Annotated in this window: 24 protein-coding genes; 11 read left to right on the forward strand and 13 right to left on the reverse strand. The window is 35.7% G+C overall.

The window, feature by feature from the left end:
* Positions 1–7: 7 nt before the first annotated feature.
* Positions 8–829 (forward strand): alpha/beta hydrolase, encoded by an 822-nt coding sequence (locus BXU11_RS10380; RefSeq protein WP_078212477.1) that lies wholly within the window; start codon positions 8–10, stop codon positions 827–829.
* A gap of 87 nt (positions 830–916) precedes the next feature.
* Here the strand turns inward: BXU11_RS10380 and BXU11_RS10385 are convergent, their stop codons facing one another.
* A complete protein-coding gene (locus BXU11_RS10385; RefSeq protein WP_078212478.1) occupies positions 917–1,831 on the reverse strand; it encodes a TIGR01777 family oxidoreductase in 915 nt (304 codons plus the stop codon).
* Between the two features lie 116 nt (positions 1,832–1,947).
* On the opposite strand from BXU11_RS10385, the gene BXU11_RS10390 reads away from it, so the two are divergent.
* The 9 genes from BXU11_RS10390 (at position 1,948) to BXU11_RS18080 (ending at position 11,117) form a co-directional block, all read left to right on the forward strand.
* The gene (locus BXU11_RS10390; protein ID WP_078212479.1) at positions 1,948–2,607 is read left to right on the forward strand and encodes a TetR family transcriptional regulator C-terminal domain-containing protein; all 660 of its coding nucleotides are present in this window, start codon (positions 1,948–1,950) and stop codon (positions 2,605–2,607) included.
* Positions 2,607–3,914, forward strand: a complete 1,308-nt coding sequence (locus BXU11_RS10395) for an AarF/ABC1/UbiB kinase family protein (protein ID WP_078212480.1) — start codon at positions 2,607–2,609, stop codon at positions 3,912–3,914. The genes BXU11_RS10390 and BXU11_RS10395 overlap by 1 nt, the downstream gene beginning before the upstream one ends.
* Positions 3,915–3,916: 2 nt before the next feature.
* Complete coding sequence (locus tag BXU11_RS10400) at positions 3,917–4,072, forward strand: DUF2256 domain-containing protein (protein WP_078212481.1); 156 nt, start codon at positions 3,917–3,919, stop codon at positions 4,070–4,072.
* Positions 4,027–5,331 carry a DASH family cryptochrome gene (locus BXU11_RS10405; RefSeq protein ID WP_078212482.1) on the forward strand — a complete coding sequence of 435 codons (1,305 nt, stop codon included), beginning with the start codon at positions 4,027–4,029 and terminating at the stop codon, positions 5,329–5,331. Before BXU11_RS10400 ends, BXU11_RS10405 begins: the two co-directional genes overlap by 46 nt.
* Positions 5,332–5,334: 3 nt before the next feature.
* Positions 5,335–6,819, forward strand: a complete 1,485-nt coding sequence (locus tag BXU11_RS10410; RefSeq protein WP_078212483.1) for a cryptochrome/deoxyribodipyrimidine photo-lyase family protein — start codon at positions 5,335–5,337, stop codon at positions 6,817–6,819.
* 244 nt (positions 6,820–7,063) lie between these two features.
* The gene (locus BXU11_RS10415; RefSeq protein WP_078212484.1) at positions 7,064–7,348 is read left to right on the forward strand and encodes a TIGR03643 family protein; all 285 of its coding nucleotides are present in this window, start codon (positions 7,064–7,066) and stop codon (positions 7,346–7,348) included.
* A gap of 111 nt (positions 7,349–7,459) precedes the next feature.
* Positions 7,460–8,143, forward strand: coding sequence for an SDR family NAD(P)-dependent oxidoreductase (locus BXU11_RS10420; protein ID WP_078212485.1), 684 nt, complete (start codon positions 7,460–7,462; stop codon positions 8,141–8,143).
* Between the two features lie 129 nt (positions 8,144–8,272).
* A complete protein-coding gene (locus BXU11_RS10425; RefSeq protein WP_078212486.1) occupies positions 8,273–9,694 on the forward strand; it encodes an SDR family oxidoreductase in 1,422 nt (473 codons plus the stop codon).
* Positions 9,695–10,196: 502 nt separating this feature from the next.
* Complete coding sequence (locus tag BXU11_RS18080; RefSeq protein WP_223253715.1) at positions 10,197–11,117, forward strand: VOC family protein; 921 nt, start codon at positions 10,197–10,199, stop codon at positions 11,115–11,117.
* A gap of 953 nt (positions 11,118–12,070) precedes the next feature.
* Here the strand turns inward: BXU11_RS18080 and BXU11_RS10445 are convergent.
* The 12 genes from BXU11_RS10445 to BXU11_RS10505 all read right to left on the reverse strand — a co-directional run bounded on the left by BXU11_RS10445 (position 12,071) and on the right by BXU11_RS10505 (position 25,321).
* Entirely contained in the window at positions 12,071–14,281 is a 2,211-nt protein-coding gene (locus BXU11_RS10445) for a heavy metal translocating P-type ATPase (RefSeq protein ID WP_078212487.1), read from the reverse strand.
* An 11-nt stretch (positions 14,282–14,292) separates the two neighbouring features.
* The gene (locus tag BXU11_RS10450) at positions 14,293–14,562 is read right to left on the reverse strand and encodes a cation transporter (RefSeq protein ID WP_078212488.1); all 270 of its coding nucleotides are present in this window, start codon (positions 14,560–14,562) and stop codon (positions 14,293–14,295) included.
* A 107-nt stretch (positions 14,563–14,669) separates the two neighbouring features.
* Positions 14,670–15,251 carry an AraC family transcriptional regulator gene (locus BXU11_RS10455; RefSeq protein ID WP_223253716.1) on the reverse strand — a complete coding sequence of 194 codons (582 nt, stop codon included), beginning with the start codon at positions 15,249–15,251 and terminating at the stop codon, positions 14,670–14,672.
* 15 nt (positions 15,252–15,266) lie between these two features.
* Positions 15,267–17,492 (reverse strand): multicopper oxidase family protein, encoded by a 2,226-nt coding sequence (locus BXU11_RS10460; RefSeq protein ID WP_223253717.1) that lies wholly within the window; start codon positions 17,490–17,492, stop codon positions 15,267–15,269.
* Positions 17,493–17,559: 67 nt separating this feature from the next.
* Positions 17,560–18,147, reverse strand: a complete 588-nt coding sequence (locus tag BXU11_RS10465; RefSeq protein ID WP_078212489.1) for a DUF3347 domain-containing protein — start codon at positions 18,145–18,147, stop codon at positions 17,560–17,562.
* Positions 18,148–18,669: 522 nt separating this feature from the next.
* Positions 18,670–19,965: a deoxyribodipyrimidine photo-lyase gene (locus BXU11_RS10475; RefSeq protein WP_078212491.1), complete on the reverse strand. Its 1,296-nt coding sequence runs from the start codon at positions 19,963–19,965 to the stop codon at positions 18,670–18,672.
* A complete protein-coding gene (locus tag BXU11_RS10480; protein WP_024981256.1) occupies positions 19,965–20,426 on the reverse strand; it encodes an SRPBCC family protein in 462 nt (153 codons plus the stop codon). Before BXU11_RS10480 ends, BXU11_RS10475 begins: the two co-directional genes overlap by 1 nt.
* A gap of 167 nt (positions 20,427–20,593) precedes the next feature.
* Positions 20,594–21,034, reverse strand: a complete 441-nt coding sequence (locus BXU11_RS10485) for a sterol desaturase family protein (protein ID WP_078212492.1) — start codon at positions 21,032–21,034, stop codon at positions 20,594–20,596.
* A 27-nt stretch (positions 21,035–21,061) separates the two neighbouring features.
* Complete coding sequence (locus tag BXU11_RS10490; protein WP_024981254.1) at positions 21,062–21,901, reverse strand: phytoene/squalene synthase family protein; 840 nt, start codon at positions 21,899–21,901, stop codon at positions 21,062–21,064.
* Between the two features lie 2 nt (positions 21,902–21,903).
* Entirely contained in the window at positions 21,904–23,370 is a 1,467-nt protein-coding gene (locus BXU11_RS10495; RefSeq protein ID WP_078212493.1) for an NAD(P)/FAD-dependent oxidoreductase, read from the reverse strand.
* A 30-nt stretch (positions 23,371–23,400) separates the two neighbouring features.
* Complete coding sequence (locus tag BXU11_RS10500; protein WP_078212540.1) at positions 23,401–24,297, reverse strand: MerR family transcriptional regulator; 897 nt, start codon at positions 24,295–24,297, stop codon at positions 23,401–23,403.
* A gap of 70 nt (positions 24,298–24,367) precedes the next feature.
* Positions 24,368–25,321, reverse strand: a complete 954-nt coding sequence (locus tag BXU11_RS10505; RefSeq protein WP_078212494.1) for an ion channel — start codon at positions 25,319–25,321, stop codon at positions 24,368–24,370.
* A gap of 138 nt (positions 25,322–25,459) precedes the next feature.
* Between BXU11_RS10505 and BXU11_RS10510 the strand changes: the two genes are divergently transcribed.
* Positions 25,460–25,837: a hypothetical protein gene (locus tag BXU11_RS10510; protein ID WP_024981250.1), complete on the forward strand. Its 378-nt coding sequence runs from the start codon at positions 25,460–25,462 to the stop codon at positions 25,835–25,837.
* Positions 25,838–25,843: the final 6 nt, after the last annotated feature.

The following is a 25,843-nucleotide window of genomic DNA, read 5'->3' on the forward strand; positions in this document are numbered from 1 at the left end:
TCATAGTATGAAATATTCTTTTTTAGTCCTTTTTTTTATCCTTCATTTTTCAGTTCAAGGGCAAACAATTTTAAAACAAAGTGCGCCTTTGACGATTGGTGAAGTGAAAACTATTTCCTCTTCGATTTTAAAAGAAGAGCGAACGTTAAATATCTATTTGCCACAAAATTATGATGTGACCAAAGCCTATCCTGTAATTTATCTTCTTGATGGAAGTAGGAATGAAGATTTTCTGCATATTACAGGCTTGGTTCAGTTTTTCAACCTTCAATTCAAAATGCCTGATTGTATTTTGGTAGGCATTGCCAATATTGACCGTAAAAAAGACTTTACTTTTTTTACCGATAAAAAAGACTTTCAAAAAGAATTTCCAACTACAGGACATTCGGAAGAATTTATCAATTTTATTGAAAAAGAGTTACAGCCCTTTATTCAATCGCAATACAAAACCAACGGAACCAACTACTTAATTGGTCAAAGCTTGGGCGGACTTTTAGCCACTGAAATCGTCCTAAAACGCCCCAATTTATTCTCGCATTACTTAATTGTGAGTCCAAGTTTGTGGTGGGATGACGAAAGTTTACTAACACAAGCGCCAGAATTACTATCAAAATCAAGCCTTCAACCAAAATATATTTACATAGCAGTTGGAAAAAAAGAGCATCCTGTGATGCAAAAAGATGCCGAAACATTGTTTGCAATTTTGCAGAAAGCACAATTAAAAGACACCAAAATAGATTTCAAGAGTATGCCAAATGACAATCATGCTACTATTTTGCATCAAAGTATCTATGAAGCTTTTCTTTTGTTGTTTCCGTTTAAAGAATAAAAAAACCTCACTTCGCTATGGCAGCAGCAAAATGAGGTTATTACAACAAACTACAAGTAACAAATTAAACTATTAAAACAAACTCTTCTATTTTTTTAAGCAATCCCGCAAAGCGAAATCGAGTTTTTTAAATTGAAAGCGGAAGCCTAAATCGAGTAATTTATCATTAGAAACCCGACGCCCCGTGAGCAACAGAAGTGCCATTTCACCTAAGGCTAATTGCAACACAAAAGCAGGAACTTTGGGCAACCAAACCGAATATCCATAAATATGAGCTAAGGTTTTAGAGAAAAGCGTATTGGTTGTACTGTCTTCTATTGCCGCATTGTAGGCGCCTTGCATTGCTTCATTTTCTAGTGCTTCTAAATAAATGGCACACAAATCGTGAATATGAATCCAAGGCATATATTGATTCCCCGAACCCAATGCCGAACCGAATCCGTATCGAAAAACAGGTACCATTTTTTGTAAAAAGCCAGAACTTTCTCCCAAAACCAAACCTGTTCTTACTTTGACCGTTCGGATACCAAGTGGCGCAATTGCATCTACAGCTTTTTCCCATTCTAGACATACCTTACCCAAAAAATCGTGCGCAGCTGGTGAAGTTTCAGTACAAATTCCTTCGCCATTCAACGCGCCGTAAATTCCGATTCCAGATGCAGAAATAAAAGCTTTAACATTATGCTTATTTGACTGTAAAACCGATGCCAATAAAGCCGTAGATTGAACTCTACTATCTAATATCGCTTTTTTGCGTTCTACTGTCCAACGTTTCTCTGCAATAGATTCTCCAGCAAGATGAATAATATAATCGGCATCCAAAACGGCTTTTTCTTCTATACTCCCTGTTGTAATATCCCAAGTATAATAGGATACTGTTGAAGTATTTTTTTTAGGAGTCCGAGTCAATACGCTTATTGCAAACCCTCTTTCGGTCAATGTTTTTATCAAAAAACGACCAATAAAGCCTGTACCACCTGTTATTAAAACTGTCTTTTTCATCTTATTTTTTGTGTTATCAAAATAACTTATGCAAACATAGGTTAAAATTTTGTTTAACATTATTAATAATAAGTTAAACAATAGTATCTTTATACTCTAAATTAAATCAAACAACAATGGCAACTAAAAAAAATGAACTAACAAAAGAGAAAATTATCTCCTTATATATGAACTATGTATTGGAGCACAATGCTAAACCCAAATCCATTTATCAGTTTACCAAAGAAAATGGTTTTAGTGAAGCACAACTTTATGCCTACTTTGGTACTCTTGACGCTATAGAAAAAGAAATTTTTATTCAATTCTTTGACAAAACCATCGAATTGTTAGACAAAAATCCTTCTTACACTGAGTATGACATGAGAGGCAAATTACTAAGCTTCTATTTCACTTTCTTTGAACTACTTACCGCTAACCGAAGTTATGTTTTATATGCATTGCAGCAACATAAAAATCAGTTAAAAAATGTAATGCTTTTGGCTGATATTCGAAAAAAATTCAAAAATTACATTGGTGAAATTACCACCGATGATTTCCGTATTCAAATTGAGCGTTTTCAAGAATACCAAGAAAAAGCGACTAAAGAATCGTTGTGGATTCAGTTTCTACTCACCTTAAAATTTTGGATGGAAGATCATTCGGCAGGATTTGAAAAAACAGACATCTATATAGAAAAATCGGTAAAAGCTGCCTTCGAACTAATGAACATCACTCCTATTGACAGTTTAATCGATTTTGGAAAATTCCTATTCAAAGAAAAAATACAAAAAAACTAATGAAAACTATAGACTATATTCCTACTTCAAAGATTGAAAGAGCAACCAAATTGGTGCAAACGGGAGCAAAAGTAGGCGTGAATTACCTAAAATATTACGGCGAAAAAATAGTCAACTCAGACTTGACAAGAGATAAACTCAACGAAGACAATGCCGAAGATATTTATGACGGACTAAAAAGCTTGAAAGGAAGTGCGCTGAAAGTAGCACAAATGCTGAGTATGGATAAAAATTTTCTACCGCAAGCTTATGTAGAAAAATTTTCATTGTCGCAGTTTTCTGTTCCGCCGCTTTCGGCTCCTTTGGTACTCAAAACCTTCAAATCGAATTTTGGCAAAACCCCTTATGAAATTTTTGACGAATTCAATGCCGAATCGGTAAACGCAGCAAGTATTGGTCAAGTGCATTTGGCCAAGAAAAACGGAAAAAAATTGGCGGTAAAGATTCAATATCCAGGCGTAGCCAATAGCATTTCTTCGGATTTGGCTTTGGTAAAACCAATGGCGATTCGAATGTTTAATCTACAAGGCAAAGATTCTGATAAATACTTTAAAGAAGTAGAAGACAAATTGATTGAAGAAACCAATTATACGCTTGAACTAAAACAGAGTCAAGAAGTCGTCGCTGCTTGCCAAAAGATAGACAACTTGGTTTTTCCTGCTTACTATCCTGAATTTTCATCCGAAAAAATCCTGACAATGGATTGGATGACAGGCAAACATTTATCTGAGTTCACTGCTAGAAATGCCAATCAAGAAACAGCTAATAAAGTAGGACAAGCACTTTGGGATTTTTATATGTATCAAATTCACGTCTTACGAAAAGTGCACGCCGACCCACATCCTGGTAACTTTTTGGTAGATAACAACCAGCAATTGGTCGCATTGGATTTTGGCTGTATGAAAAGCATTCCGAATGACTTTTATGTGCCTTACTTTGAATTAATCAACAAAGAAATCATCGACAACAAACAGCTTTTTAATGCTAAGTTATTTGAACTTGAGATTTTAAGAAAAGAAGATACTCCAGAGGAAATTGCGTATTTCACCAGTATGTTTTATGACTTGTTGTCCCTATTCACTTTACCGTTTCAAGATACGCATTTCGATTTTTCAGACGAAGTCTTTTTTAACAATATTGCGCAATTGGGTGAGCGATTTGCCAAAGACACCAACCTGCGCAAGATGAATGGTAATCGCGGTTCCAAGCATTTTATTTATATGAATAGAACATTCTTTGGCTTGTATAATTTGATGTTTGACCTTAAGGCTTCCATTGCCGTAAATCAATACCAAAACTATTTATAAAATTGAAAAAAACGCACTTGCCTTCCAAAATATGCGTGGTATGTAATCGCCCTTTTGATTGGAGAAAAAAATGGGGAAAAGTTTGGGACGAAGTAAAATATTGTAGCGAAAAATGCAAAAGAAACAAAAAGGAATCGTTTGGTTCAAAAATGACCTAAGAGTCGCGGATCATCCAGCGCTACGCAAGGCTATTGCCGAAAATGAAAGCGTAGTTGGAGTGTATTGCTTTGACCCAAAACAGTATGCAACCACGGCATTTGGATTTAAAAAAACGGCGCATTTTAGAGCACAGTTTACCATAGATTCGGTTCAAGAATTAAGGGCAAATTTGGCAACCCTTGGCATTACGCTTTTGGTGTATCACGATTCGGCTGCACAAATCATTCCGACTTTGATTGATTCTTCTATCCAAACTACGATTTACTTTCAAAACGAATGGACGAGCGAAGAAAAAGAGGAAATCGATAGCGTGAAAAAAAATTGCGGTTCAACTGTAGAATTTGTCGCAACTTATCATCAATTTTTATTTCCGCCAGAAGTCATTCCGTTTTCGATAGCCGAAATACCAGCTGTTTTTACACAATTCAGAAATGCTTGTGAAAAAAAAGCCCTCGTTCCGAAAATTGTCAAGCTAACCGCTCTACCCGAGTCCAATATAATTGACATACAAACCACAATTCCTACTTTGGAAGATTTAGGATTTACAACATTTGAAGAAGATAGAAGAACCGCTTTCCCTTTTCGTGGTGGCGAAAATCAGGCTTTGGCAAGACTACAAGAATACCTTTGGAACACCAAAAAAATCAGTAAGTACAAACAAACCCGCAACGGATTAATTGGCACAGATTACAGCTCAAAATTTTCGCCTTGGTTGGCCAATGGATGCCTTTCGCCCAAAACCATTTATTGGGAAATCAAGCACTACGAAAAAGAAGTAGAAGCCAATGAGTCCACGTATTGGTTGGTTTTCGAATTGCTTTGGAGGGATTATTTCAAATACATTTCGCTGCAAAACGGTAATGCAATCTTTAAAATTGGAGGCATTCAAAACAGAAAGTATCAATGGTCGCAAGACAAAAAAACCATTCAACAATGGATTAACGGTACTACGGCAGAACCTTTTGTAAATGCAAATATGCTGGAACTGCAACAAACAGGTTGGATGAGCAACCGCGGACGACAAAACGTAGCTTCTTACTTTGCCAAAACGTTACTCTTGGATTGGAGAATTGGAGCTGCCTATTTTGAATCGATGTTATTGGATTATGATGTACACAGCAATTATGGCAATTGGATGTATGTTTCAGGTGTAGGCAACGACCCTCGAGACCGAAAATTCAATGTCGCCTTGCAAGCCCAAAACTATGACAAGCAGTCGAAATTTCAACAACGCTGGCTTCAACAACAACTTTTTTAAAAGATGAATTCAAATAAAAAACATATCAATATCGTTTGGTTCAAAAGAGACCTTCGTTTGCAGGACAACGAGGCTATCCATAATGCAATCCAATCTGGTCAGCCTACACTTTTACTGTATGTTTTTGAAAAATCATTGCAAAACGATACGCACTACAGCGCAAGGCATTGGAATTTTATCAAGCAATCTATCGTAGCCCTCAACGCAGAACTGCAACCGTATCAAACTAAAGTACTAGCTGTAAATGGCGAAGTCATTAGCACCATTAATAGCATACTCGAACTATACACCATCAAAAATGTTTACTCGCATCAAGAAACCGGAATAAGAATTACTTACGATAGAGACAAAGCTTTCAAAAGATTTTGCAAAAACAACCAAATTAATTGGGTCGAAAATAGCAACAATGGCATCTTTAGAGGGCTAAAAAACCGAAGCAATTGGGTGGTGCAATGGGAAAAATATATGAATGAACCGCAATTTGCATTCTTGCCAAATGACAATAGCTTTTTAGAATTGCCCCAAATTGAGCAGCTAGAACGCTTGTTAGAAAAGACAATTTTAGTAACCATTCCCGATGCTATTTTTCAAAAAGGTGGGACAGAAATGGGACAGAAATATTTAGACTCCTTCTTCAAAAACCGTTATTTCAATTACAGCAATCATATTTCGAAACCTTTACTGGCGAGAAAAAGTTGCAGCAGAATCTCACCTTATATTGCTTGGGGAAATTTATCTACCCGAGAAGTATTGCAGCGAGCCGCTACTTTTCGATTGATTTGTACCAATAAAAAGCAAATTGATTCTTTTGTATCACGACTCACTTGGCAAGCTCATTTTATTCAAAAATTTGAAATGGAAGAAATTATGGAGTTTGAAAGCATCAATAAAGGCTATCACGATTTAAAAAAGAAAATCAATTCCACTTATGTCGAAGCTTGGAAAAAAGGACAAACTGGTGTACCTCTCGTTGATGCAGCAATGAGATGTTTGAACGAAACGGGCTACCTCAACTTTAGAATGCGAGCACTTTTGGTGTCGTTTTTTACCCATAACCTTTGGCAACCTTGGCAAGAAGCTACACAACATTTATCGCAAATGTTTTTGGATTTTGAGCCAGGCATTCACTACCCGCAATTGCAAATGCAAGCTGGTGAAACGGGTGTCAACTTATTGCGCATTTACAATCCAATAAAGAATAGTTTGGAACACGACCCACAAGGAGAATTTATCAAACAATGGGTACCCGAGTTACGAAATTTGCCATTGCCTTTCGTTCATCAACCTAGTAAAATGACTTTTTTGGACCAAAAATTCAACAACTTCGAACTAGGAAAAGACTATCCAAAACCGATTGTTAATATAGACAGAACTAGAAAATTTGCTTCGGATTATTTATGGAAAATGAAGAAAAATCCATTGGTTAAAGAAGAAAGTAATCGGATTTTAAAATTACATACCCTAGCCGATATTGGCGATAGCGATTAAAAATACTATTCATAAAATAAACATTTAATACCAAACATATAAGCCAATTAAGTTTTTTAAAAAAGCCAATTCATCCAATTAGTTAAAAGTAAAAATAAGATACCAGTAGTTTCAATTGCTTATTTGAACTATTAATTTCACTTTAGTAATTAAACTAAAACTAATTTGACTTATATGTTTTAAATATTTTTTTTGATAAAAGGGGTTCAGATATAACCAAAAAAAATCATAAAAAGCTTTAGCTATGCCCAACAAAACAGCCCTTACCGAATTAGAAATCGACCGAATTATAGAAATGGCTTGGGAAGACCGAACCACTTTTGAAGCCATTCAATTGCAATTTGGATTAAAAGAACAAGAAGTCATCGACTTGATGCGTGCCGAAATGAAGCCTTCGAGTTTCAGACTTTGGCGCGCAAGAGTACAAGGTCGAAAAACCAAACACGAGAAACTTCGAAATTTTACCGAAGGAAGATTCAAATGTACTTTACAGCGACAAATCACGCATAACAAAATATCAAAACGATAAACCAAACTCAACACATTATGAAATCGCCATTAACAATAGGTTTGTTGCAAACAAACACCGATAAATAAAGGCGATACCATATATGACCACTAACAAATAACTTTTACATATATGAAAAACATCGTAATTATTGGCGGTAGCAAAGGAATTGGTAGCGCGATACTAATGCAACAATTGCAATCGAATCAAGTAATCAACATCAGTAGAACAGCGCCAGATTTGTCACATCCTAATCTGACGCATTATGCCGTTGATATTTTACAAGATGAACTTCCAGAGATCGAAAATGTGGATACTTTGATTTATTGTCCGGGTTCTATTAATTTAAAACCAATCGGAAACCTCAGCATATCGGATTTTAAAAACGATTTTGAAATCAATGTTATTGGGGCTGTAAAAGCCATACAAAAATATTTGCCAGCCTTACGAAAAGGCAAACAACCCTCTATTCTATTGTTTAGCACTGTTGCTGCAAAATTAGGAATGCCTTTTCACGCAAGTATTGCAACTGCCAAAGCTGGAGTAGAAGGATTAGTAAAATCATTAGGAGCGGAACTGGCTTCAGTTGTACGCGTAAACGCCATTGCGCCCACAATTACCGAAACTTCATTAGCAGCGGGTATTTTAAGAAATGACAGAATGAAAGAAAACATGATTGAACGCCATCCGATGAAAGGGTATCTAAAACCAGATGAAGTAGCACAGATGGCAAATTTTCTAATTTCGGAAGAAGCCAAATCCATTTCGGGACAAGTTTTTGCCATGGATTATGGTATGGTCAGTTTTAAAATCTAAAACTAAACTTCACAAAGACAAAAAAGCATCACAAAACAGTTTTTATAGATAAAAAACATAAAAATATCGATTTTACTTACCTGTAAATCAATATTTTAACTATATTTAAAAGAAAATAAAAACCTCAGCATGAATATTCTATTAACAGGAGCCACAGGATATATTGGAAAGCGACTATTGCCTTTGCTAGTGGCTCAAGGACATCATGTGATTTGCTGTGTAAGAGATAAAAATCGTTTTTATTTACCCGAAAATTTAATTGATAAAGTACAAGTTATAGAAGTCGATTTTTTGAATCAAGAAAGTTTAAGTGCTATTCCCAACGAAATTGATGCCGCTTATTATTTGATTCATTCCATGTCAGGTTCGGCTAAGAACTATGATGAGCTGGAGTATGCCTCGGCTATGAATTTTGTAGACCGAATGAACCTTACCCAAGTCAAACAAGTCATTTACTTGAGTGGCATTGTCAATGACACTATTTTGTCTAAGCATTTGGCTTCTCGCAAAGCCGTAGAGGATGTCCTGAAAACAGGTCTTTTTGCCATAACCACTTTAAGAGCGGGCATCATTGTAGGTTCTGGAAGTGCTTCTTTTGAAATCATCCGTGACTTGGTCAACAAGCTTCCGATCATGATTACTCCAAAATGGCTCAATACCAAATGCCAGCCTATAGCCATTACTGATGTTCTCGATTTTTTGATTAAAAGCCTAAATCAACCTAAAACTTTTGATCAAAATTTTGACATAGGTGGTCCGGACATACTCACTTACAAAGAAATGCTTTTGGGGTATGGAGAGGCTGCGGGTCTAAAACGATACATTTATACCATTCCAATAATGACGCCAAAATTATCGTCCTATTGGTTGTATTTTGTTACTTCAACAACTTACAAACTCGCTGCTGCTTTGGTAAGTAGTATGAAAGTAGAAGTAGTTTGCAAAGACAACCGAATTAACGCATTACTAGGAGTTGTGCCTATGACCTACAACGAAGCGGTTGCAAGAGCGCTTGTCAAAATAGACAAAGACGACATTGTGTCAAGTTGGAAAGACGCTATGATTAGCGGTCAATTCACTGGGAGTGTTGCCGATTACCTCAAAGTACCTAAAAAGAATTGCTTCATCGATCGTCGCAAAAAAGAAATCCTCAACCGCTCCTATACCACGGAACGCATTTGGTCTATTGGTGGTGAAACTGGTTGGTACTATGGCGACTGGCTGTGGGAAATACGCGGTTTTCTTGACAAATTAGTTGGAGGTGTGGGGCTTCGTAGAGGACGTACTAACAAACACGACATTCATTCAGGTGACGTTTTGGATTTTTGGCGGGTTTTGTATGCCAACAAAAAAGAAGGCAAGCTCGTTTTGTATGCCGAAATGAAACTCCCAGGAGAAGCTTGGCTAGAATTCAAAATAATACACAATACACTATACCAAGCCGCTACTTTCAAACCGCATGGTTTTTGGGGCAAATTGTATTGGTACTCCGTTCTCCCCTTTCATGGCTTTATTTTTGAAGGCATGATTAATAAATTGATTAAAAAATAGATTTAATTCTTGAAAGAAATTTCAAATTCCAAAATTTAAATTCCAAATTCCAAGGCTTGTGCAAAACCTTAGGATTTGGAATTTATTTATTCTGGAATTTAGCTCAGCTATGAAGAAACATCACAAAATCATTTACGCAAATCTTTTGTAAAAAAAAGAATATATTTGGTTAGGATTAAAGAAAAGGATTTAATTATCTGAAAATAAAAAGTATGGCGAAAGACAATTGAAAAATCAACACTAATAGAGAATTAATACTACGTTCTTCTTCAGCAGAATCTTTGACATTTATTGCAGATGAAACTATTTGGCTGACACAAAAAATGATGGGAACACTTTATAATGTAAATAATAAGAAACATTAGCGACCATCTTCAAAAGTATTTATAGACAACGAATTAGAAAAAGATTTAGTTATCCGAAAATTTCGGATAACTGTCACTGACAACAAAAAATACAATACTAAGCACTACAATCGCAAGTATAAAACGAAACCTAAAATATGACATTTAGATACGCAAGACATACAACTGACATAAAACAGATTCAAAAATTTTACACAGAAATCGTTGGGCTTGAAAAATTAGGTGGCTTTGAAAATCACAACAATTATGATGGACTTTTTTTGGGACACAAGAATGCTAATTGGCATTTAGAATTCACGACTTCCATAGAAAAACCAGAAAGTAAGTTTGACGAAGACGATATTCTTGTATTTTATGTAAACTCCGAAATTGAATTTAAGAAAATAAAAAAAACACTACACCAAAAAAATATAAATCTTGAAATTCCTAAAAATCCATATTGGGTAGAAAACGGAATTATGATTTCGGACCCTGACAATTTTAAAGTAATTTTTTCGGTAAGACATCTAAACTTCAATTCTACTGATAATTTAACGACATTTGTCAAAGACAATGGAATTGAAAATTGGAGCGAATTAATTGAATTTATACAAAAGTTACCCTATGGAAGAAATCAAAATCGTGAAGATTTTTCACTTGTTATAAAAGAAAAAAAAGGCACGTGTAGTTCTAAACATTCATTTTTAAAAAAAGTTGCTGAGCTAAATAATTTTGACAATGTAAAACTAATTTTAGGAATGTATCGAATGAACAATTTGAACACACCAAAAATTGGAGAGACCCTTTTAGAAAGTGGTTTAGAATATATTCCAGAAGCACATTGTTATTTAAAATTGAATAACCAACGTATTGACATAACAAATTGCAACTCTGACATTGAAAATTTAATTTGTGACATCATTGAAGAAATTGAAATTGAGCCTGAACAAGTGAATACGTTTAAAGTAGATTATCACAAAAAATACATGCAAAATTGGGTTATTGAAAACGAAGTTAGAATGGACTTTGAAAAGATCTGGGAAATTAGAGAGCAATGTATAAAGAAACTCGAACAATAATACCAGCACCGAACACACGGTAGTATTGCTGTTGGATATAAAGTAAATTCTGAGCAAGCTGTTCAATTTAAAAAAGCAAAAACACAAATAGTGAAAGAGTTATGAAGATTTAGTAAAATTATCCATTTTATTTGTAGTTTCGTTTAGAAAAAAAAATCCGCTAAAAAACACCAAACTCAAACAAGCAATTAGAATTAATTAGATTGAACAAAAACATAAAATATCTTCTTTCTCTCATTCTAGTTTTTGGACTAGTTGTTAATGATTGTACTTTACATTCTCAAACAAATTCAGCAGCTTATTATCAATTCTCGAATGTAATTCGCAAAACAGAATTAAACACGAAAGATTCCGGATTATACTTCTTCAAGCAAGTAAATTCATCTAAGATTACCTCCTTTCCAATTCTATTTTTATGTCTAGACATCAAAGATTTTATTAATCTTCAAGTCAAGGTTCTTTTAAAAATTCAAACACTACTTTATCAAGAAGTAAGTGCTATGATGTCCCAAAACATCTTTATAAATGAATTGATTACTTCAAAAAACGCATACAAAAGTTTATACATAGCATAAATTAATTTTTAAGCATTTATGCCAATCAGCGCATAAGAATATAAAAAATGTATAATCTTTTATCATTTACTAAATGTATAAACATAATAACAAAACACGTTTAGAGAAATCTAAACGACCTCTTCTTTGGATAAAAAGAAAAATTATTCTAATTATTACAGCATTTATGGTCGGAATGTCAAACGGACTAAACGAGGGAGACACAATGCTTAATGGAAATCAAAATCATACCGAACAACAACATAAAAAAGATTAATTTTTAATTTGACAAATCCCCATCCCGAAGTTTCGAGATAAATCCCAAGATTTTAATTCCAAATTCCAAGGCTCCTGCGGCCACTTGGAATTTGGAATTTGTTTTTTTTAAAGCTTACTTCCCTACAACTTTTTCAATTTCAATAGCAAACTATTACTTACCACACTCACGCTGCTAAGCGCCATAGCTGCACCTGCAAGCATTGGGTTAAGTAAAAATCCATTAAACGGAAATAAAATACCTGCCGCGATAGGAATCCCAATTACATTGTAAATAAAAGCCCAAAATAAGTTTTGGTGAATCGTAGCAACAGTAGCTTTAGACATGCGTATCGCTTGCGGAATCTTATGCAAATCGGAGGTCATTAGCGTCATATTGGCGACTTCCATCGCAATGGCGCTTCCTTTTCCCATAGCAATACTGACATCGGCTTGGGCCAATGCGGTGCTGTCGTTAATTCCATCACCCACCATCGCTACTTTTTTGCCTTGAGCTTGCAATTCTTTGATAAAATCGGCTTTTTGTTGAGGCAACACCCCGCCTTTGTAATGAGTAATTCCCGTTTGGGCGGCCATCGCTTGGGCTGCTTTTTCAGCATCGCCGGTTAGCATATAGACAGCAATGCCCATGTGTTCCAACTCACGAATCGCAGCCACCGAAGTGGGTTTTACCGCATCCGAAATGGCCAAGAGCGCTAAAACACTAGTTGCATTAGCAAAGCCAATTACGGTTTTGGCTTCGGCTTCCCAAGCGGTACTTTTTTGAAGGAAGTCATCGTTTATTTTGATTTGGTTGGCTTTTAAAAAAGAGGGATTCCCGATAAAATACTCCTCACCTCCTACTTTGGCTCGAACGCCTTGCCCTGTTATACTCTCGAAATTCGCAATTGGAACCGTTGGAACTCCTTGGAAATGTTGCACCACGGCTTCCGCCAAAGGATGCTCTGATTGCGATTCAATACTCAACAAAATAGAACGTAAATGAGAATCGACAGTACTCCAAAGTTCATCAGTTACTTTGGGTTTTCCTTCGGTTATGGTGCCTGTTTTATCTAGAACGATGGTGTCTATCTTTTGTGCCAATTCTAAACTCAGTGCATCTTTGATGAGTATCCCATTTTCGGCACCCTTGCCTACTCCAACCATAATGGCGGTGGGAGTTGCCAATCCCAAGGCGCAAGGACAAGCAATCACCAAAACGGTGACTAAAGCCAAAATCCCTTGTGTAAAACCATTATCTCCTCCTAAAATCCACCACAAAACAAAAGCTAAAACTGCAATCACCATAACCACAGGCACAAAAATACTAGAGATAAAATCGACCTTTTTTTGGACTGGGGCTTTACTTCCTTGTGCGTCTTGGACTGTTTTGACGATGTGTGCCAAAAGGGTTTCGGAGCCAATTTGGACCGCTTGGAATACCAAACTCCCTTTTTGATTGAGTGTTCCCGCCCAAACTTTTTCATTTGCCATTTTGAGTACGGGAATGGGTTCGCCGCTTAACATACTTTCATCTACATAGGAATCGCCACTTATCACGACCCCATCGACCGCAATTCGCTCACCGGGTTTTACCAGCAATTTATCCCCTACTTTGACTTGGGCAATAGGAATTACTTTTTGTTGCTCGTTGTCTAGCCACAAAGTCACCTCATTAGGTTGCAACGCCATCAACTTTTTTATGGCGGTGGACGTATTGGATTTGGCGTTTTCTTCCAACCATTTGCCTAATAAAATAAAAGCAATCACTACAGCTGCTGCTTCAAAATAGACGTGTCCGTGTAGGCCTTTTTGATGCCAATACTCCGGAAATAATGTATTGAATACACTAAATATATACGCGACTCCCGTACTCAGCGCCACGAGTGTGTCCATATTGGCCGAACGATGTTTAGCTTGCTTCCAAGCATTTACAAAAAAACTACTTCCAAATCCGAAAACAACAGGAGTTGCTAACACCCACATAATTTCGTTAGCATAAGGCATTTCCATAAAAAACATTCCAATAATTACAATAGGCAAAGCCAATAGCAAAGCCCAAATGGTTTTGTTTTTTAAAGTGGTCATTTTTTCTTCTTGTATCGAAGACAAGGTTTTGTTTTCATTGGCTCCTTCTTCAATAAACAAATCATAGCCTGCATCTTGCACTGCTTTTTGGACTTCGGTTAGGGTAATGATTTTTGGAAAAAACTCAAGGGAAAGCATCGCCGAAGCATAGTTGACTTCGGCTGAAACAATCCCATTTAAGACTTGAACCTTTGAAGCGATTTTATTGGCGCAAGACGCACATCCCATTTGTAAAACAGGAATTTGTCTCTTTATAGTTGTTCTCATAGTATACTGTTTTAATTTTCTTCTTGTATCGAAGACAAGGTTTTGTTTTCATTGGCTCCTTCTTCAATAAACAAATCATAGCCTGCATCTTGAACTGCTTTTTGGACTTCGGATAGGGTAATGATTTTTGGAAAAAACTCAAGGGAAAGCATCGCCGAAGCATAGTTGACTTCGGCTGAAACAATCCCATTTAAGACTTGAACCTTTGAAGCGATTTTATTGGCGCAAGACGCACATCCCATTTGTAAAACAGGAATTTGTCTCTTTATAGTTGTTCTCATAGTATACTGTTTTAAATTACAGTACAAAATTACTTGGAATCAAATTGAGAAGTATTACACAATTATCCAAAAGAATTACAACAATTTCAGAAGGTGAACTATAAAAATTATGCTTTCACTTGGTCTAAGGGAATGCGGCGGTCAGCGCGAAGATTTTTGAAATAACTCGGAGTTAATCCCGTTACGCTTTTGAATTGATTGCTCAAATGTGCCACGCTGGAATACTGCAACTGAAAGGCAATTTCACTCAATGTTAATTCGTTGTACACCAACAATTCTTTGACTTTTTCGATTTTTTGAGCGATGAAATATTTCTCAATCGTAGTGCCTTCGAGTTCAGTAAATAAAGTAGTAATGTATTTATAGTCACAATCCAATTGGGTGCTCAAATAGTCGGAAAGGGTGTTTTTGAGTGTCGAATTTTGATTTTGAACCAAATCAATAATCAAGTTTTTTACTTTTTCAACGCCTTGCTTTTTTTGGTCTTCGATGATTTCAAAACCAACATTTTGAAGTGTTTTAGCTATAATTTCTTGGTCATTTACAGCAAGTTCCTTTTCAAAAACTACTTCACCAAGAGATACGGAAAGTGGCGTAAACCCGCTCTTTTCCAACTCAGATTGTACCACCATAATGCAACGAGGGCACACCATATTTTTGATATAGATTTTCATTTGTTTTTTTACCATTAGTTTTGATTCTCTTTAATAATTCAAATTAATTCCAAATCCAAGCCCCATATCACTATCATAGTGTGTAGTAATACCAAAATTCCTTCCGGTAATATAGCGTAATCCTGCCATATACTCTTTATCCGTATTCCACATCACATTCATTCGTAAGCGTTTCGAAATTGGGATATCCTTTCGTTCTAATTGTAGTCGAACATTTCCATCCGAATACACTTCAGTTTGTAGTTTTACCAACATAGGTAATACATATTCTATTCCCAAACTTACTACAGAACGGTTATCTTTTGTATTAGATTGTCCGAACAGATTTTTTTCCTGTTGTCCTAAATTCATTTTTCTGTATCTCCAATCAAATCCAACAAAGGGCATTATCCATTGCATTTTACCCAAGTACCGCCCAATATGAGTTTCTGTTTCGTACCCATGATGATCGTTATAGCCCAATCTCCATTCGGTTCCAATACTCCACCGAGTATTACTAAACATGACTTCTCCATCGTTTCCATTGGTGGCAAAGTCATTTTCAGACATAAAATGAAACATTCGATCTTCGGCAAACAATTGCTTTTGCGCCAATTTAGGATTGGGAATCAAAGGATTTGCAGCCTGATTTTCATAAGTAAAAACCCTACCCATTCCTGCCATCATGTGGTACAAGATATGACAATGAAAAAACCAATCTCCTTCCACATTAGCATTAAATTCCAACGTATCTGTTTCCATTGGCATGATATCAACCACATTTTTCAAAGGAGCATAATCACCTTGATTGTTAAGTAACCTAAAATCATGACCATGCAAATGCATTGGATGTCTCATCATGGATCCATTATAAATGGTAATCCGAACGTTTTCTCCCTTTTTAATCAATATTTTATCGGTTTCAGAAACTACTTTATTATTTAAGCTCCATACGTACCGATTCATATTTCCAGTAAGTTCAAAACGCAATTCTTTTACTGGAGCATCCTTGGGCAAACTAGTTTTCCAAGGTGATTTTAACATAGCATAATTGAGCGTTACAATATCGGAAAGGGCATTACTATCATAGTCACTTTCAGACATATTCATAGTCTTTTTACTCGTAGCTTTTTTTGCTTCACCCGTAATTTCAGGATACATTACTACATTCATATCCATTTGATTCAAACTCATGCTCATTCCCATATCATCTAAATCCCCATTCATTTTCATCATACCATTCATCATTTTCATTCCCTCAAAATACTTTAATTTAGGTAATGGTTTGGCTAATTGCTTTGGGCCATTTCCTAAATACAATGAAGTTGATTTCGTTCTGTCTTCAGCGGTTGCCAAAAATTCGTAGGACGCTCCATCATTTGGTATAGTAACTACTACATCGTAGGTTTCAGAAACAGCTATAAGCAAGCGATCCACCTCGATAGGTTCAACATCATTTCCGTCGTTAGCCACAACTGTTATTTTTCCGCCAGCATAAGTTAGCCAAAAATAAGTAGAAGCGCCTCCATTTGAAATGCGTAAGCGTACTTTATCACCGGCCTTGAATTGCGATAATTGCGTTTCCTTTTTACCATTAATTAAAAAAGCATCATAGAAAACATCGCTTACATCCATAGCGTTCATGCGCTTCCATTCATTATTCAATTTAGTACCAAAGTGTCCTTGGTTAATTGCTTCAGCATAACTTTGAGTAGTCCCTTTTTTTATAGCAAACCAATCGGTCGCATTATGCAACATTCTATGCACATTATTAGGATTGATATCGGTCCACTCACTTAAAATAATGGGTACAGTAGGCAGATTATCTATTCCATCTCTAAACCGCTCATCCGTCGAACGCTTTTTCAAAACCATTGATCCATACATTCCTATTTGCTCTTGTAAACCTGAATGGCTGTGATACCAATGGGTTCCGTTTTGTATAATGGGAAAAGTATATTTGTGTGTGGTATTAGGAGCAATTGGCATTTGAGTCAAATTGGGAACACCATCTTCTTGGTTGGGCAAAAACAAACCGTGCCAATGCAAAGAGGTGGATTCCTTTAGCTCATTATGCACATAAATTTCTGCAATATCCCCTTCGGTAAAAGTTAAAGTCGGCATTGGAATTTGACCGTTTACTGCAATAGCTCTCTTGGGGTTACCGGTAAAATTGACTACAGTATCACGAACATACAAATCATATCGAACCACATTTTGAGCAAAACTTACAACTGAAAACAGCATTAACAGTAAAGAGACTTTTAGTAGTCTCATCCTTTTTTTTATATCTATCATAGTACATCTAATTAATAAGGCGAAATGAAAACATTTCGCCTTAAAATTATTTTATAGTTTCCACTACTTTACCACAAGTTAGCATCATTGATCCATAATATGGATTTTTGACAGTACTCTCTTTACTAAGCCAATTGGCTCCTTTTCCACCATTTGCCATTGGACAATGTTGGAAGTAAACAGGCTCAGCTTGTTTGGATACTTTCATTAATTGATAAACATTTTTAGACAAAGTAATAAAATGATCTCTTTGGTGTTTTGGATCTTTTGTCTCTGAAATATGTTCAGCATCTTCAGTCAAATCTTTCACAACCTTCATCCAAACCATATGAACTTTCATGTCTAATTTTTCCATTTTAACGCTTTTAATAGCCAAAAGCATTTGCTTTGCTTTTCCCGCCACATCATTACCGTTACTACTAACTAAAGCGTCTTTAACTGTAAAATAAGTATCAAAAACTGGGGTGAGCTGATCCACTTTTTGCGTCTCACCCATTGATTTGATACCTACTGACTCGTTATTAGTATTTTGAAATTGGTTAATTCCTTTTGCAGGAATTACTTGTTTTGCCTGTGAAGTTACGGTTGATAATAATACAGCGATTACTACCAACATTTTTGATGTTTGTTTCATTTTTTTTCTATTTAGATATAATACAATTTTTTCTCATAAGTCTCCATTCTCAAGAAAACAGACCTATGGCTAGGAACAAAAAAATTATATTATTTTTGGGGGTAACCAAATAGAAACATGACCTGTAGAAACGAAAGGATCTACATAATAAAAAGTAGTTTTTTGAATGAAATTTTCAAAGATGCTTGATTCAAATGTAAACTCAATATTTAGAAATAAATTAAATGAAGTGCAAGAAGTTAAGCATTTGGTGCTTCCACATTTTCCTGAACATGGATTAGACTTCTTATTTGAATGATTTTCGCAACACGTTTGCTTTTGTGTTTTTGAAGACTCGCATTTTGAAGTACTGATTTTATCAGTCGATTTCTTTGTAGTACAAGCATAGCCTTTCATTGGAACACAAAAGAGTCCAAAAAAAACAAGCAATAGCACAAAAAACCATTTTTTCATGATGCAAAACTAATCATTTATTTGTTTTTATTCTAAATTGTAAAATTAATTATCATTTAAAATAAGTATTCACTTCAAAATTCCCGCTTTATACCTTGCAATGGCACGATCTCTTGCCATAGCGTGTTCGACCATAGGTGCGCCGTAGCCTAAGTCAAATTCAGGTATCCATTTTCGAATGTAGTGGCCTTTAGAATCAAATTTTTGTAATTGAATATCAGGATTAAACACTCTAAAATAAGGAGCAGCATCGCAACCTGTACCGGCAGCCCATTGCCAATTACCTACATTGGCAGACAAATCATAGTCTAAGAGCTTTTGAGCGAAATAGGCTTCACCCCATTGCCAAGGCAATAACAAATGTTTGCACAAAAAGCTTGCTACCACCATACGCACTCGATTGTGCATATAGCCCGTAGCGTTGAGTTCACGCATACCAGCATCGACCATTGGATAACCTGTAGTTCCTGAACACCAACGTTGAAAATCAGCTTGGTCATTGCGCCATTCTATGCCGTCGTAAGCCGATTTAAAATTGTGCTGCACTACTTTGGGGAAATGATACAGAATTTGCATAAAAAATTCTCTCCAGATGAGTTCGCTCAAGAAAACATCATTTTTTCGTGCGGCCCAATTCACTAATTTACGAACACTAACGGTACCAAATCGCAAATGTGGAGATAAATATGAGGTAGTATCTAATGCGGGAAAATCTCGCGTTTCGTGATAGGTAACAATTTTAGTCAAATTATGGGGTTTGACTTTGATGGCACTGGTTTCAAAACCAATAGCAGACAAAGCAGGAAATGCAAAAGTACTTACCAACCAATTCTTAGAAAAAACAGTAGTATCATATTCCACAACGGGAGCTAGTGTACGATATTTTTCTAACCATTTGTTTTTATAAGGCGTGTAAACGGTGTAAGGCAAACCGTCAGCTTTGGTGATTTCGGCTTCTTCAAAAATGACTTGGTCTTTGAATGCCTGCACTTTTATCCCATTTTGAGCTAACAATTCGGTAATCTCTTGGTCTCTTTTTATAGCATAGGGTTCGTAATCTTTATTGTAAAAGACTTCTTTGATATCAAATTCAGACAACAATTGTTGCCAAACTTCGTGTGTTTTTCCTTTTTTTACTAAAAGAGAACTGCCCAATTCGACTAATTTTTCGTTGATTTTCGAAAGTGATTCGTAGATAAAAGTGACTCTAGCATCGTCTTTAGGCAAATGCTCCAAAATGGCATCATCAAAAATAAAAAGAGGAAGTACTGGATAGCCACTTTGTAACGCCTGATACAAGCTTACATTATCTTCTAACCGCAAATCCCGACGGAACCAAAAAAAAGTAATAGGCTGCGCAGTCATTATTTGGTATTAAAAAGTTCATCTACGGCTTTTTCTCGATAAGAGAATATTTCTTTTAACTTGCTTTTGACCACAAGAGTGTTCATAATGCGACCCAAAAAACCTAAAGGAAGGGCGTAATGAACAACATCCGTCATTTTTACTCCGTTTTCAGTGGCTTCAAAAAAATGTTTGTGGTGCCACAAAGTGTAGGGACCAAAACGTTGCTCGTCTATAAAATAGCTTTTGTCTTTTACGGCAGTAATGATGGTCATCCAACTGAGTTTTATTCCTGCCAATGGCGACACTTTGTATTGTATCACTTGACCAGGATAGGCGGTTCTTCCGTCGAAATCTACGATTTGAAACCCCATATCCAGAGGCGTAATTTTTTGCAGATTTTGTGGACTAGAGAAAAAAGCCCAACATTCGTCCAATGTAGCATTTACGTGTTGAACAGTTTCTAATTTATATACTTTCATAATGTATGCAATAAATGATGTTGTTTTCCCTGCGTGAGGGGTAGTAATGGAGCTCTTGTTGTAGTGGCGATAAAAGCCACTACAACAAAGCGGGAATGGATGACCCGACCCCCGATTGGAGAATGGTGTCGGTAGTATATTCGTGTTTCGGGGGGCACGCCCAAAAACTACATTTTATAATATTTGAAGGGTACGAATAGCATTCCGAAACATTCGCCGTGTTCTTTCCCTAAATGTTTGTGGTGTACTTTGTGGGCTTTTCTGAGTCCGATTAGATATTTATTGTTGGTGTTTTTGAACCACTTGAAGCGTTGATGAATCAATACATCGTGGATTAGAAAGTAACACAATCCATAAAAAAAGATACCCAATCCGATAAAAAACAAATAATTAAGACCACCTTCTGCACCAAAATAAAAAAGGAGAATACTAGGAATGGCAAAAATGACAAAGAAAATATCGTTGCGTTCAAAGATATGAGCATATTTTGGCTGATGATGGTCGGCGTGAAAATACCACATAAAACCGTGCATCACGAACTTATGTGTACACCAAGTGACGCACTCCATAAAAAGAAAAACTCCAAGAAATATTAAAAAATTAAGCATTGTAAATATTTTTAAAAAAAATTTAAATTAAACCATTCGTAATTTATACGTCACAAATGACTGTGCTAGCAATCCGGCTTTTGAATAATTGGATACTCGAATTCTTTCGGTTCCGATTTTGTGGCAAGGCGTATTTTCGAGTTTTCGAAGTAATTTTAGATAATAGATATAAGCGGTAAACACTCCAAATTTGGCCTCGAGCGGTAATTTTTTTATACCTTCACGAGCGACTCTAAAATCCTCTCTGATCTCGTCAATGATCGCTTTTTTGGAGTCTTCATCAAAAGAACGCAAATCGACTCCAGGGAAATAGTTACGGTTTAAGACTAAGTTATCGTCTTTTAAATCGCGTAGGAAATTTACTTTTTGAAAGGCTGAACCTAGACGCATGGCTTCGTCTTTGAGTAGATTATATTTTTCATCGTCGCCTTTCACAAAAACTTTAAGACACATTAAACCTACCACATCTGCTGAACCATAAATGTATTCGGCATATTCAGCTTGGGTGTGATACGCTGACTTTACTAAGTCAAGTTTCATACTTTTTAAGAAGGCTTGCACTAAATCGTCAGAAATATTATTTTCTTTTACCGTCACTTGAAACGCATTCAGAATCGGATTCAGACTTATACCAGTTTCTAAAGCTTTGTAGTATTCGATTTCAAATTCGTTAATAAGAGTTTCTTTGTCAAAGCCATGAAATGAATCTACGATTTCATCGGCAAAGCGCACAAAACCATAAATATTATAAATATCGCGTCGGATGCTTGGCGCAAGCATATACACGGCTGTCGAAAAGGAAGTGCTGTAATTTTTAGTTACTAATTTACTGCACTTGAAGGATACCTCGTCAAATAATTGTTTCATAATTAGGCTAGTGAAAATTGGTTATTGATTAGTTCTGATACTAGTTTTCCTGATATTAAAGCGGGTGGCACTCCTGGCCCCGGAACGGTTAATTGTCCTGTGAAAAATAAGTTCTTCACTTTTTTACTTTTCAATTTTGGTCTTAAAAAAGAGGTTTGCAACAAGGTATTTGCCATTCCATAGGCGTTTCCTTTATATGAATTATACTCTGAAACAAAATCATTTTTACAAAACGATTGTTTAAATATAATATTTTTTCGGACATCTTGTTTCGTAAGTTGCTCAAAACGAGTCATTATCACATCAAAATATTGTTCACGCAAAGCTTCGGTGTCTTCGATTCCTGGCGCTAAGGGCACCAAAAAGAAAGCAGATTCCATGCCTTCAGGAGCTGCAGTTGGATCGGTTAGTGAAGGAAAATTGGCGTAAAACAAGGGTTCTTTGGGCCATTGTGGTGCATCATAAATATCTTTGGCATGTTGGTAAAAATCAACATCGAAGAATAAAGCATGATGCGAAATATTTTCTATTTTTTTATCGAAACCAACATAAAATAACAAGGAAGACGGTGCAAAAACACGGCTATCCCAATACGCTTCAGAATAAGCTCTATGTTCAGAATCTAACAAAGTTTCCGTATGATGATAATCGGCGCCACTTAACACCAAGTCGGAAGTTATGGTTTGACCGTTGATTACTATGGCTTTGGCTGTTTTGTTTTCGACAACAATCTTTTCGATGGCTGCATTGGTTACAAACTTCACGCCTAACTCTCTGGCTAAACTTTCCATGGCACGCACCACATCAAACATTCCTGTTTTGGGATGCCAAGTTCCTAAACCAAAATCGGCAAAGTTCATGAAACTATAAAAAGAAGGCGTGTCCGAAGGTTTAGCACCTAAAAAAAGAACCGGGAATTCAAGTATCTGAATCAATCTTGGATTGGTAAACTTTTTACGAACATCTCTGCTGATATTGCTGAAAAATTGCCCTACTTTTAGAGCGGTTTTGGTAGTTACTAATTCTAAAGGAGAAACACCTGGTCTATATACCAAATCCTTGATGGCGATATCATAATTACTTTGTGCTTCGGCCATGAATTCCCGCAAGACTTTTCCACTTCCTTTTTCGATGGATTCAAAAGTGTTTACTATTTCATCTAAATTATCGGCTATGGCTATAAAATCTTCTACACCAAAGTACACTCTGTAAGCAGGTGACAACTTGATTAACTCATAATAATCTGAAGGCTTTTTGCCAAAATCAGCAAAAAAACGTTCGAAAATATCTGGCATCCAATACCAACTTGGGCCCATATCAAAAGTAAATCCTTGCGCTTTTAATTGTCTAGCTCTCCCTCCTATTGTTTCATTTTTCTCAAAAACAGTAACATCATGACCACTCTCGGCCAAGTAACAAGAGGCGGATAAAGCAGAAAATCCAGATCCAATAATTGTAATCTTTTTCATTTAGTATTTGGAGCGTTAGTTTTTATATTTTTAAATAGCATCAATTAATTCTGAGATAGATTCGAACACTCGACTATCATTGGTTAATTGTTCCTGAGTAATGGATTCCACTAGTCTACCTATGAACCATAGCTGTGTGCCATCACCTAATAATTCTTGTTGCATAGAGGCCACATAACTATCTACAGATTCCCGATCCGGCTGCACAGTCATGTAGGTGATATAAGTGATCGAGTCGAAACTGTTCTTTAACATGGGTAAATTATCTATAGGCATACTTTCACCCAAATAAACCGTTTTGTATCCGTTCAATAATATTTCGTAATGGAGATACATCAAGCCTAGTTCATGAATTTCATTCATGGGTAGTGACAATACAAACACCCTATCGTGATTCGTTACGGGTTGTTTTTGTAGTTGTTCAATGTTTACCAATAGTTTTTGTTTGATTAAATAACTCACAAAATGTTCATGTGCTGGAGTAATAGTATCCGTTTGCCACAACAATCCCAATTCATTCATTAAAGGAACAAAGACTTGCATAAAAACTTCCTTGAAGGTCTTTTTTTCAATTAACCAGTCATAAGTTTTAAAGAACAAATCTTGATCAAAATTCATCATGGCTAGTTTAAAATCACTAATCGCATGATTATTTGCATTTTTAGACGTTACAATTTCTCGAACGAGAGAAGGTATTTTCTCTTCAGAATAAGTAGCTATTTTAGATATTTTGTATCCATAATCGTGAAGCAAAGTGATATTCAATAACTTTTGCAAACTATGTAAATCATACAAGCGAATGTTAGTATCCGTTCGCATAGGTTGCAAAACATTGTAGCGCTTTTCCCAAATACGAATGGTATGCGCTTTGATACCGGAAAGATTTTCAAGATCCTTTATACTGAATACATTTTTAACATTGTTCATCGTTTTGAGTTTTTCATTAAACAAATGTAAAATATTATTTTTGATAAACAATGCAAAAAAAGACTAAACCTTATATTTTTTTATAATCGCTAAGGGCGTCCAAATGTATTAAAGTGTATTGGTGTTTATCACTACTTTCAAAAATTGGAGTAAACTTAGCACCAAAGACCAATTCCGAAAAAACATAAGACGTTCTAGTAGCAACAGTCGTGCTGTACATATCATCAAAAGTTTTGACAAAAACTAAAATTTCGCCTTGTACATTTTGAAAATCCTGTTCAGTAAATTGATACAAAGGACTTTTCTCAGTAATAGGATGCACTATGGTCCAACTTAACATTAGCGTATTTACTTTACTAATTTCTAAGTCTAAAGTGTAAAATTTATTGGTCAAAACTCCATTCTCCTCTATGCTTAATCCCAAAGTTACGTTGACTTCGGTGTCGAGATAATTCGTGTTTTTGTAAGGTGCTAGTCGAAACATCAAAGCCGTTCCATTTTGATAAGGTGCAATAATGACGTTATCTGAAAATTTCAAATAAATTTTAGGTTTACTAAATCGACCGAAAAATAATCCTGTTGCAATGGCAAAACTTAACAATCCAATTAAAGCTTCGGCAGCAGATAGCGAACTGGTTAAAAACCCAACAGGACTAATATGACCATAACCAACCGTTGTAAATGTTTGAGCACTAAAAAAATAAGCTTGACCAAACTGTTCCCATCGGCTTTGAGTAGTTGCTATCCCGTTTAAGTGTTCTATTCCAATGGCAAAATACAAACATGCAAAAACAAAATTAATCCCGATGTAAAACAACAACAATAAACCCAAAAACTTCCAAGAAGGCAAATCCAATAGCGTATGGTACCAACTTTTACTTTCAAAAAAAGAAAGTCCTAATCGTTTTACTCTTGCATTACCATCTTTGTTCAAAAAACGTTTCCCGTTACTGGTTGCATTCGAACCAAATCCCGAATTAATAATTGGTATTGATTTAGAATTCAATCGTTGAAAAAGTGCCATAAAATTTAATGATTATTTACTAAAAACTCTGCTTTAGTCCTTTTTTATGCAATAAAAGTAACGAATTAACACAAGAAATTAAATTCAAATTTAAAGTAACCGAAAAAAAGTTATTTTTATGTACCAAAAAATCCACCCATGAAAACATTACTTTTTCTTTTTGTGCTAGCGACTTCCCAACTGTATTCTCAAAACCTCAAAATGACTATTCCAGCGGCTAATTTTCAACCAAAATTAGCTTTCTCAAATTACAATGGCATCCATTTTACTCATCCTAATTTTAATTTCAAAACACAGACAAAACCCTATTTATTGAATATTTATAATCCCGCGAGTGGCTTGAACGATAGTTTTTACTTAAAAAATCAAGAGGCCAAATACAGCAAATCATTATACATCCCACAAAATGCTGTTTTTGCTAGAGCCACAAAAATAGACTCCTTCAACCCTTATGGAACCAATAATATTGGAGCTGCTGTAGCTCTTGGAGTTATAGATTTATTATTTAATAAATAAAACAGT

It is taken from the genome of Flavobacterium sp. LM5 (assembly GCF_002017945.1).
In the GTDB taxonomy this organism is placed as follows: domain Bacteria; phylum Bacteroidota; class Bacteroidia; order Flavobacteriales; family Flavobacteriaceae; genus Flavobacterium; species Flavobacterium succinicans.

Bases quoted from the DNA above. Each gene is read 5' to 3' on its own strand.
- BXU11_RS10380 (WP_078212477.1), top strand. From the start codon at position 8: ATGAAATATTCTTTTTTAGTCCTTTTTTTTATCCTTCATTTTTCAGTT.
- BXU11_RS10385 (WP_078212478.1), bottom strand. From the start codon at position 1,831: ATGAAAAAGACAGTTTTAATAACAGGTGGTACAGGCTTTATTGGTCGT.
- BXU11_RS10390 (WP_078212479.1), top strand. From the start codon at position 1,948: ATGGCAACTAAAAAAAATGAACTAACAAAAGAGAAAATTATCTCCTTA.
- BXU11_RS10395 (WP_078212480.1), top strand. From the start codon at position 2,607: ATGAAAACTATAGACTATATTCCTACTTCAAAGATTGAAAGAGCAACC.
- BXU11_RS10405 (WP_078212482.1), top strand. From the start codon at position 4,027: ATGCAAAAGAAACAAAAAGGAATCGTTTGGTTCAAAAATGACCTAAGA.
- BXU11_RS10410 (WP_078212483.1), top strand. From the start codon at position 5,335: ATGAATTCAAATAAAAAACATATCAATATCGTTTGGTTCAAAAGAGAC.
- BXU11_RS10415 (WP_078212484.1), top strand. From the start codon at position 7,064: ATGCCCAACAAAACAGCCCTTACCGAATTAGAAATCGACCGAATTATA.
- BXU11_RS10420 (WP_078212485.1), top strand. From the start codon at position 7,460: ATGAAAAACATCGTAATTATTGGCGGTAGCAAAGGAATTGGTAGCGCG.
- BXU11_RS10425 (WP_078212486.1), top strand. From the start codon at position 8,273: ATGAATATTCTATTAACAGGAGCCACAGGATATATTGGAAAGCGACTA.
- BXU11_RS18080 (WP_223253715.1), top strand. From the start codon at position 10,197: ATGACATTTAGATACGCAAGACATACAACTGACATAAAACAGATTCAA.
- BXU11_RS10445 (WP_078212487.1), bottom strand. From the start codon at position 14,281: ATGAGAACAACTATAAAGAGACAAATTCCTGTTTTACAAATGGGATGT.
- BXU11_RS10450 (WP_078212488.1), bottom strand. From the start codon at position 14,562: ATGAGAACAACTATAAAGAGACAAATTCCTGTTTTACAAATGGGATGT.
- BXU11_RS10455 (WP_223253716.1), bottom strand. From the start codon at position 15,251: ATGGTAAAAAAACAAATGAAAATCTATATCAAAAATATGGTGTGCCCT.
- BXU11_RS10460 (WP_223253717.1), bottom strand. From the start codon at position 17,492: ATGAGACTACTAAAAGTCTCTTTACTGTTAATGCTGTTTTCAGTTGTA.
- BXU11_RS10465 (WP_078212489.1), bottom strand. From the start codon at position 18,147: ATGAAACAAACATCAAAAATGTTGGTAGTAATCGCTGTATTATTATCA.
- BXU11_RS10475 (WP_078212491.1), bottom strand. From the start codon at position 19,965: ATGACTGCGCAGCCTATTACTTTTTTTTGGTTCCGTCGGGATTTGCGG.
- BXU11_RS10480 (WP_024981256.1), bottom strand. From the start codon at position 20,426: ATGAAAGTATATAAATTAGAAACTGTTCAACACGTAAATGCTACATTG.
- BXU11_RS10485 (WP_078212492.1), bottom strand. From the start codon at position 21,034: ATGCTTAATTTTTTAATATTTCTTGGAGTTTTTCTTTTTATGGAGTGC.
- BXU11_RS10490 (WP_024981254.1), bottom strand. From the start codon at position 21,901: ATGAAACAATTATTTGACGAGGTATCCTTCAAGTGCAGTAAATTAGTA.
- BXU11_RS10495 (WP_078212493.1), bottom strand. From the start codon at position 23,370: ATGAAAAAGATTACAATTATTGGATCTGGATTTTCTGCTTTATCCGCC.
- BXU11_RS10500 (WP_078212540.1), bottom strand. From the start codon at position 24,297: ATGAACAATGTTAAAAATGTATTCAGTATAAAGGATCTTGAAAATCTT.
- BXU11_RS10505 (WP_078212494.1), bottom strand. From the start codon at position 25,321: ATGGCACTTTTTCAACGATTGAATTCTAAATCAATACCAATTATTAAT.
- BXU11_RS10510 (WP_024981250.1), top strand. From the start codon at position 25,460: ATGAAAACATTACTTTTTCTTTTTGTGCTAGCGACTTCCCAACTGTAT.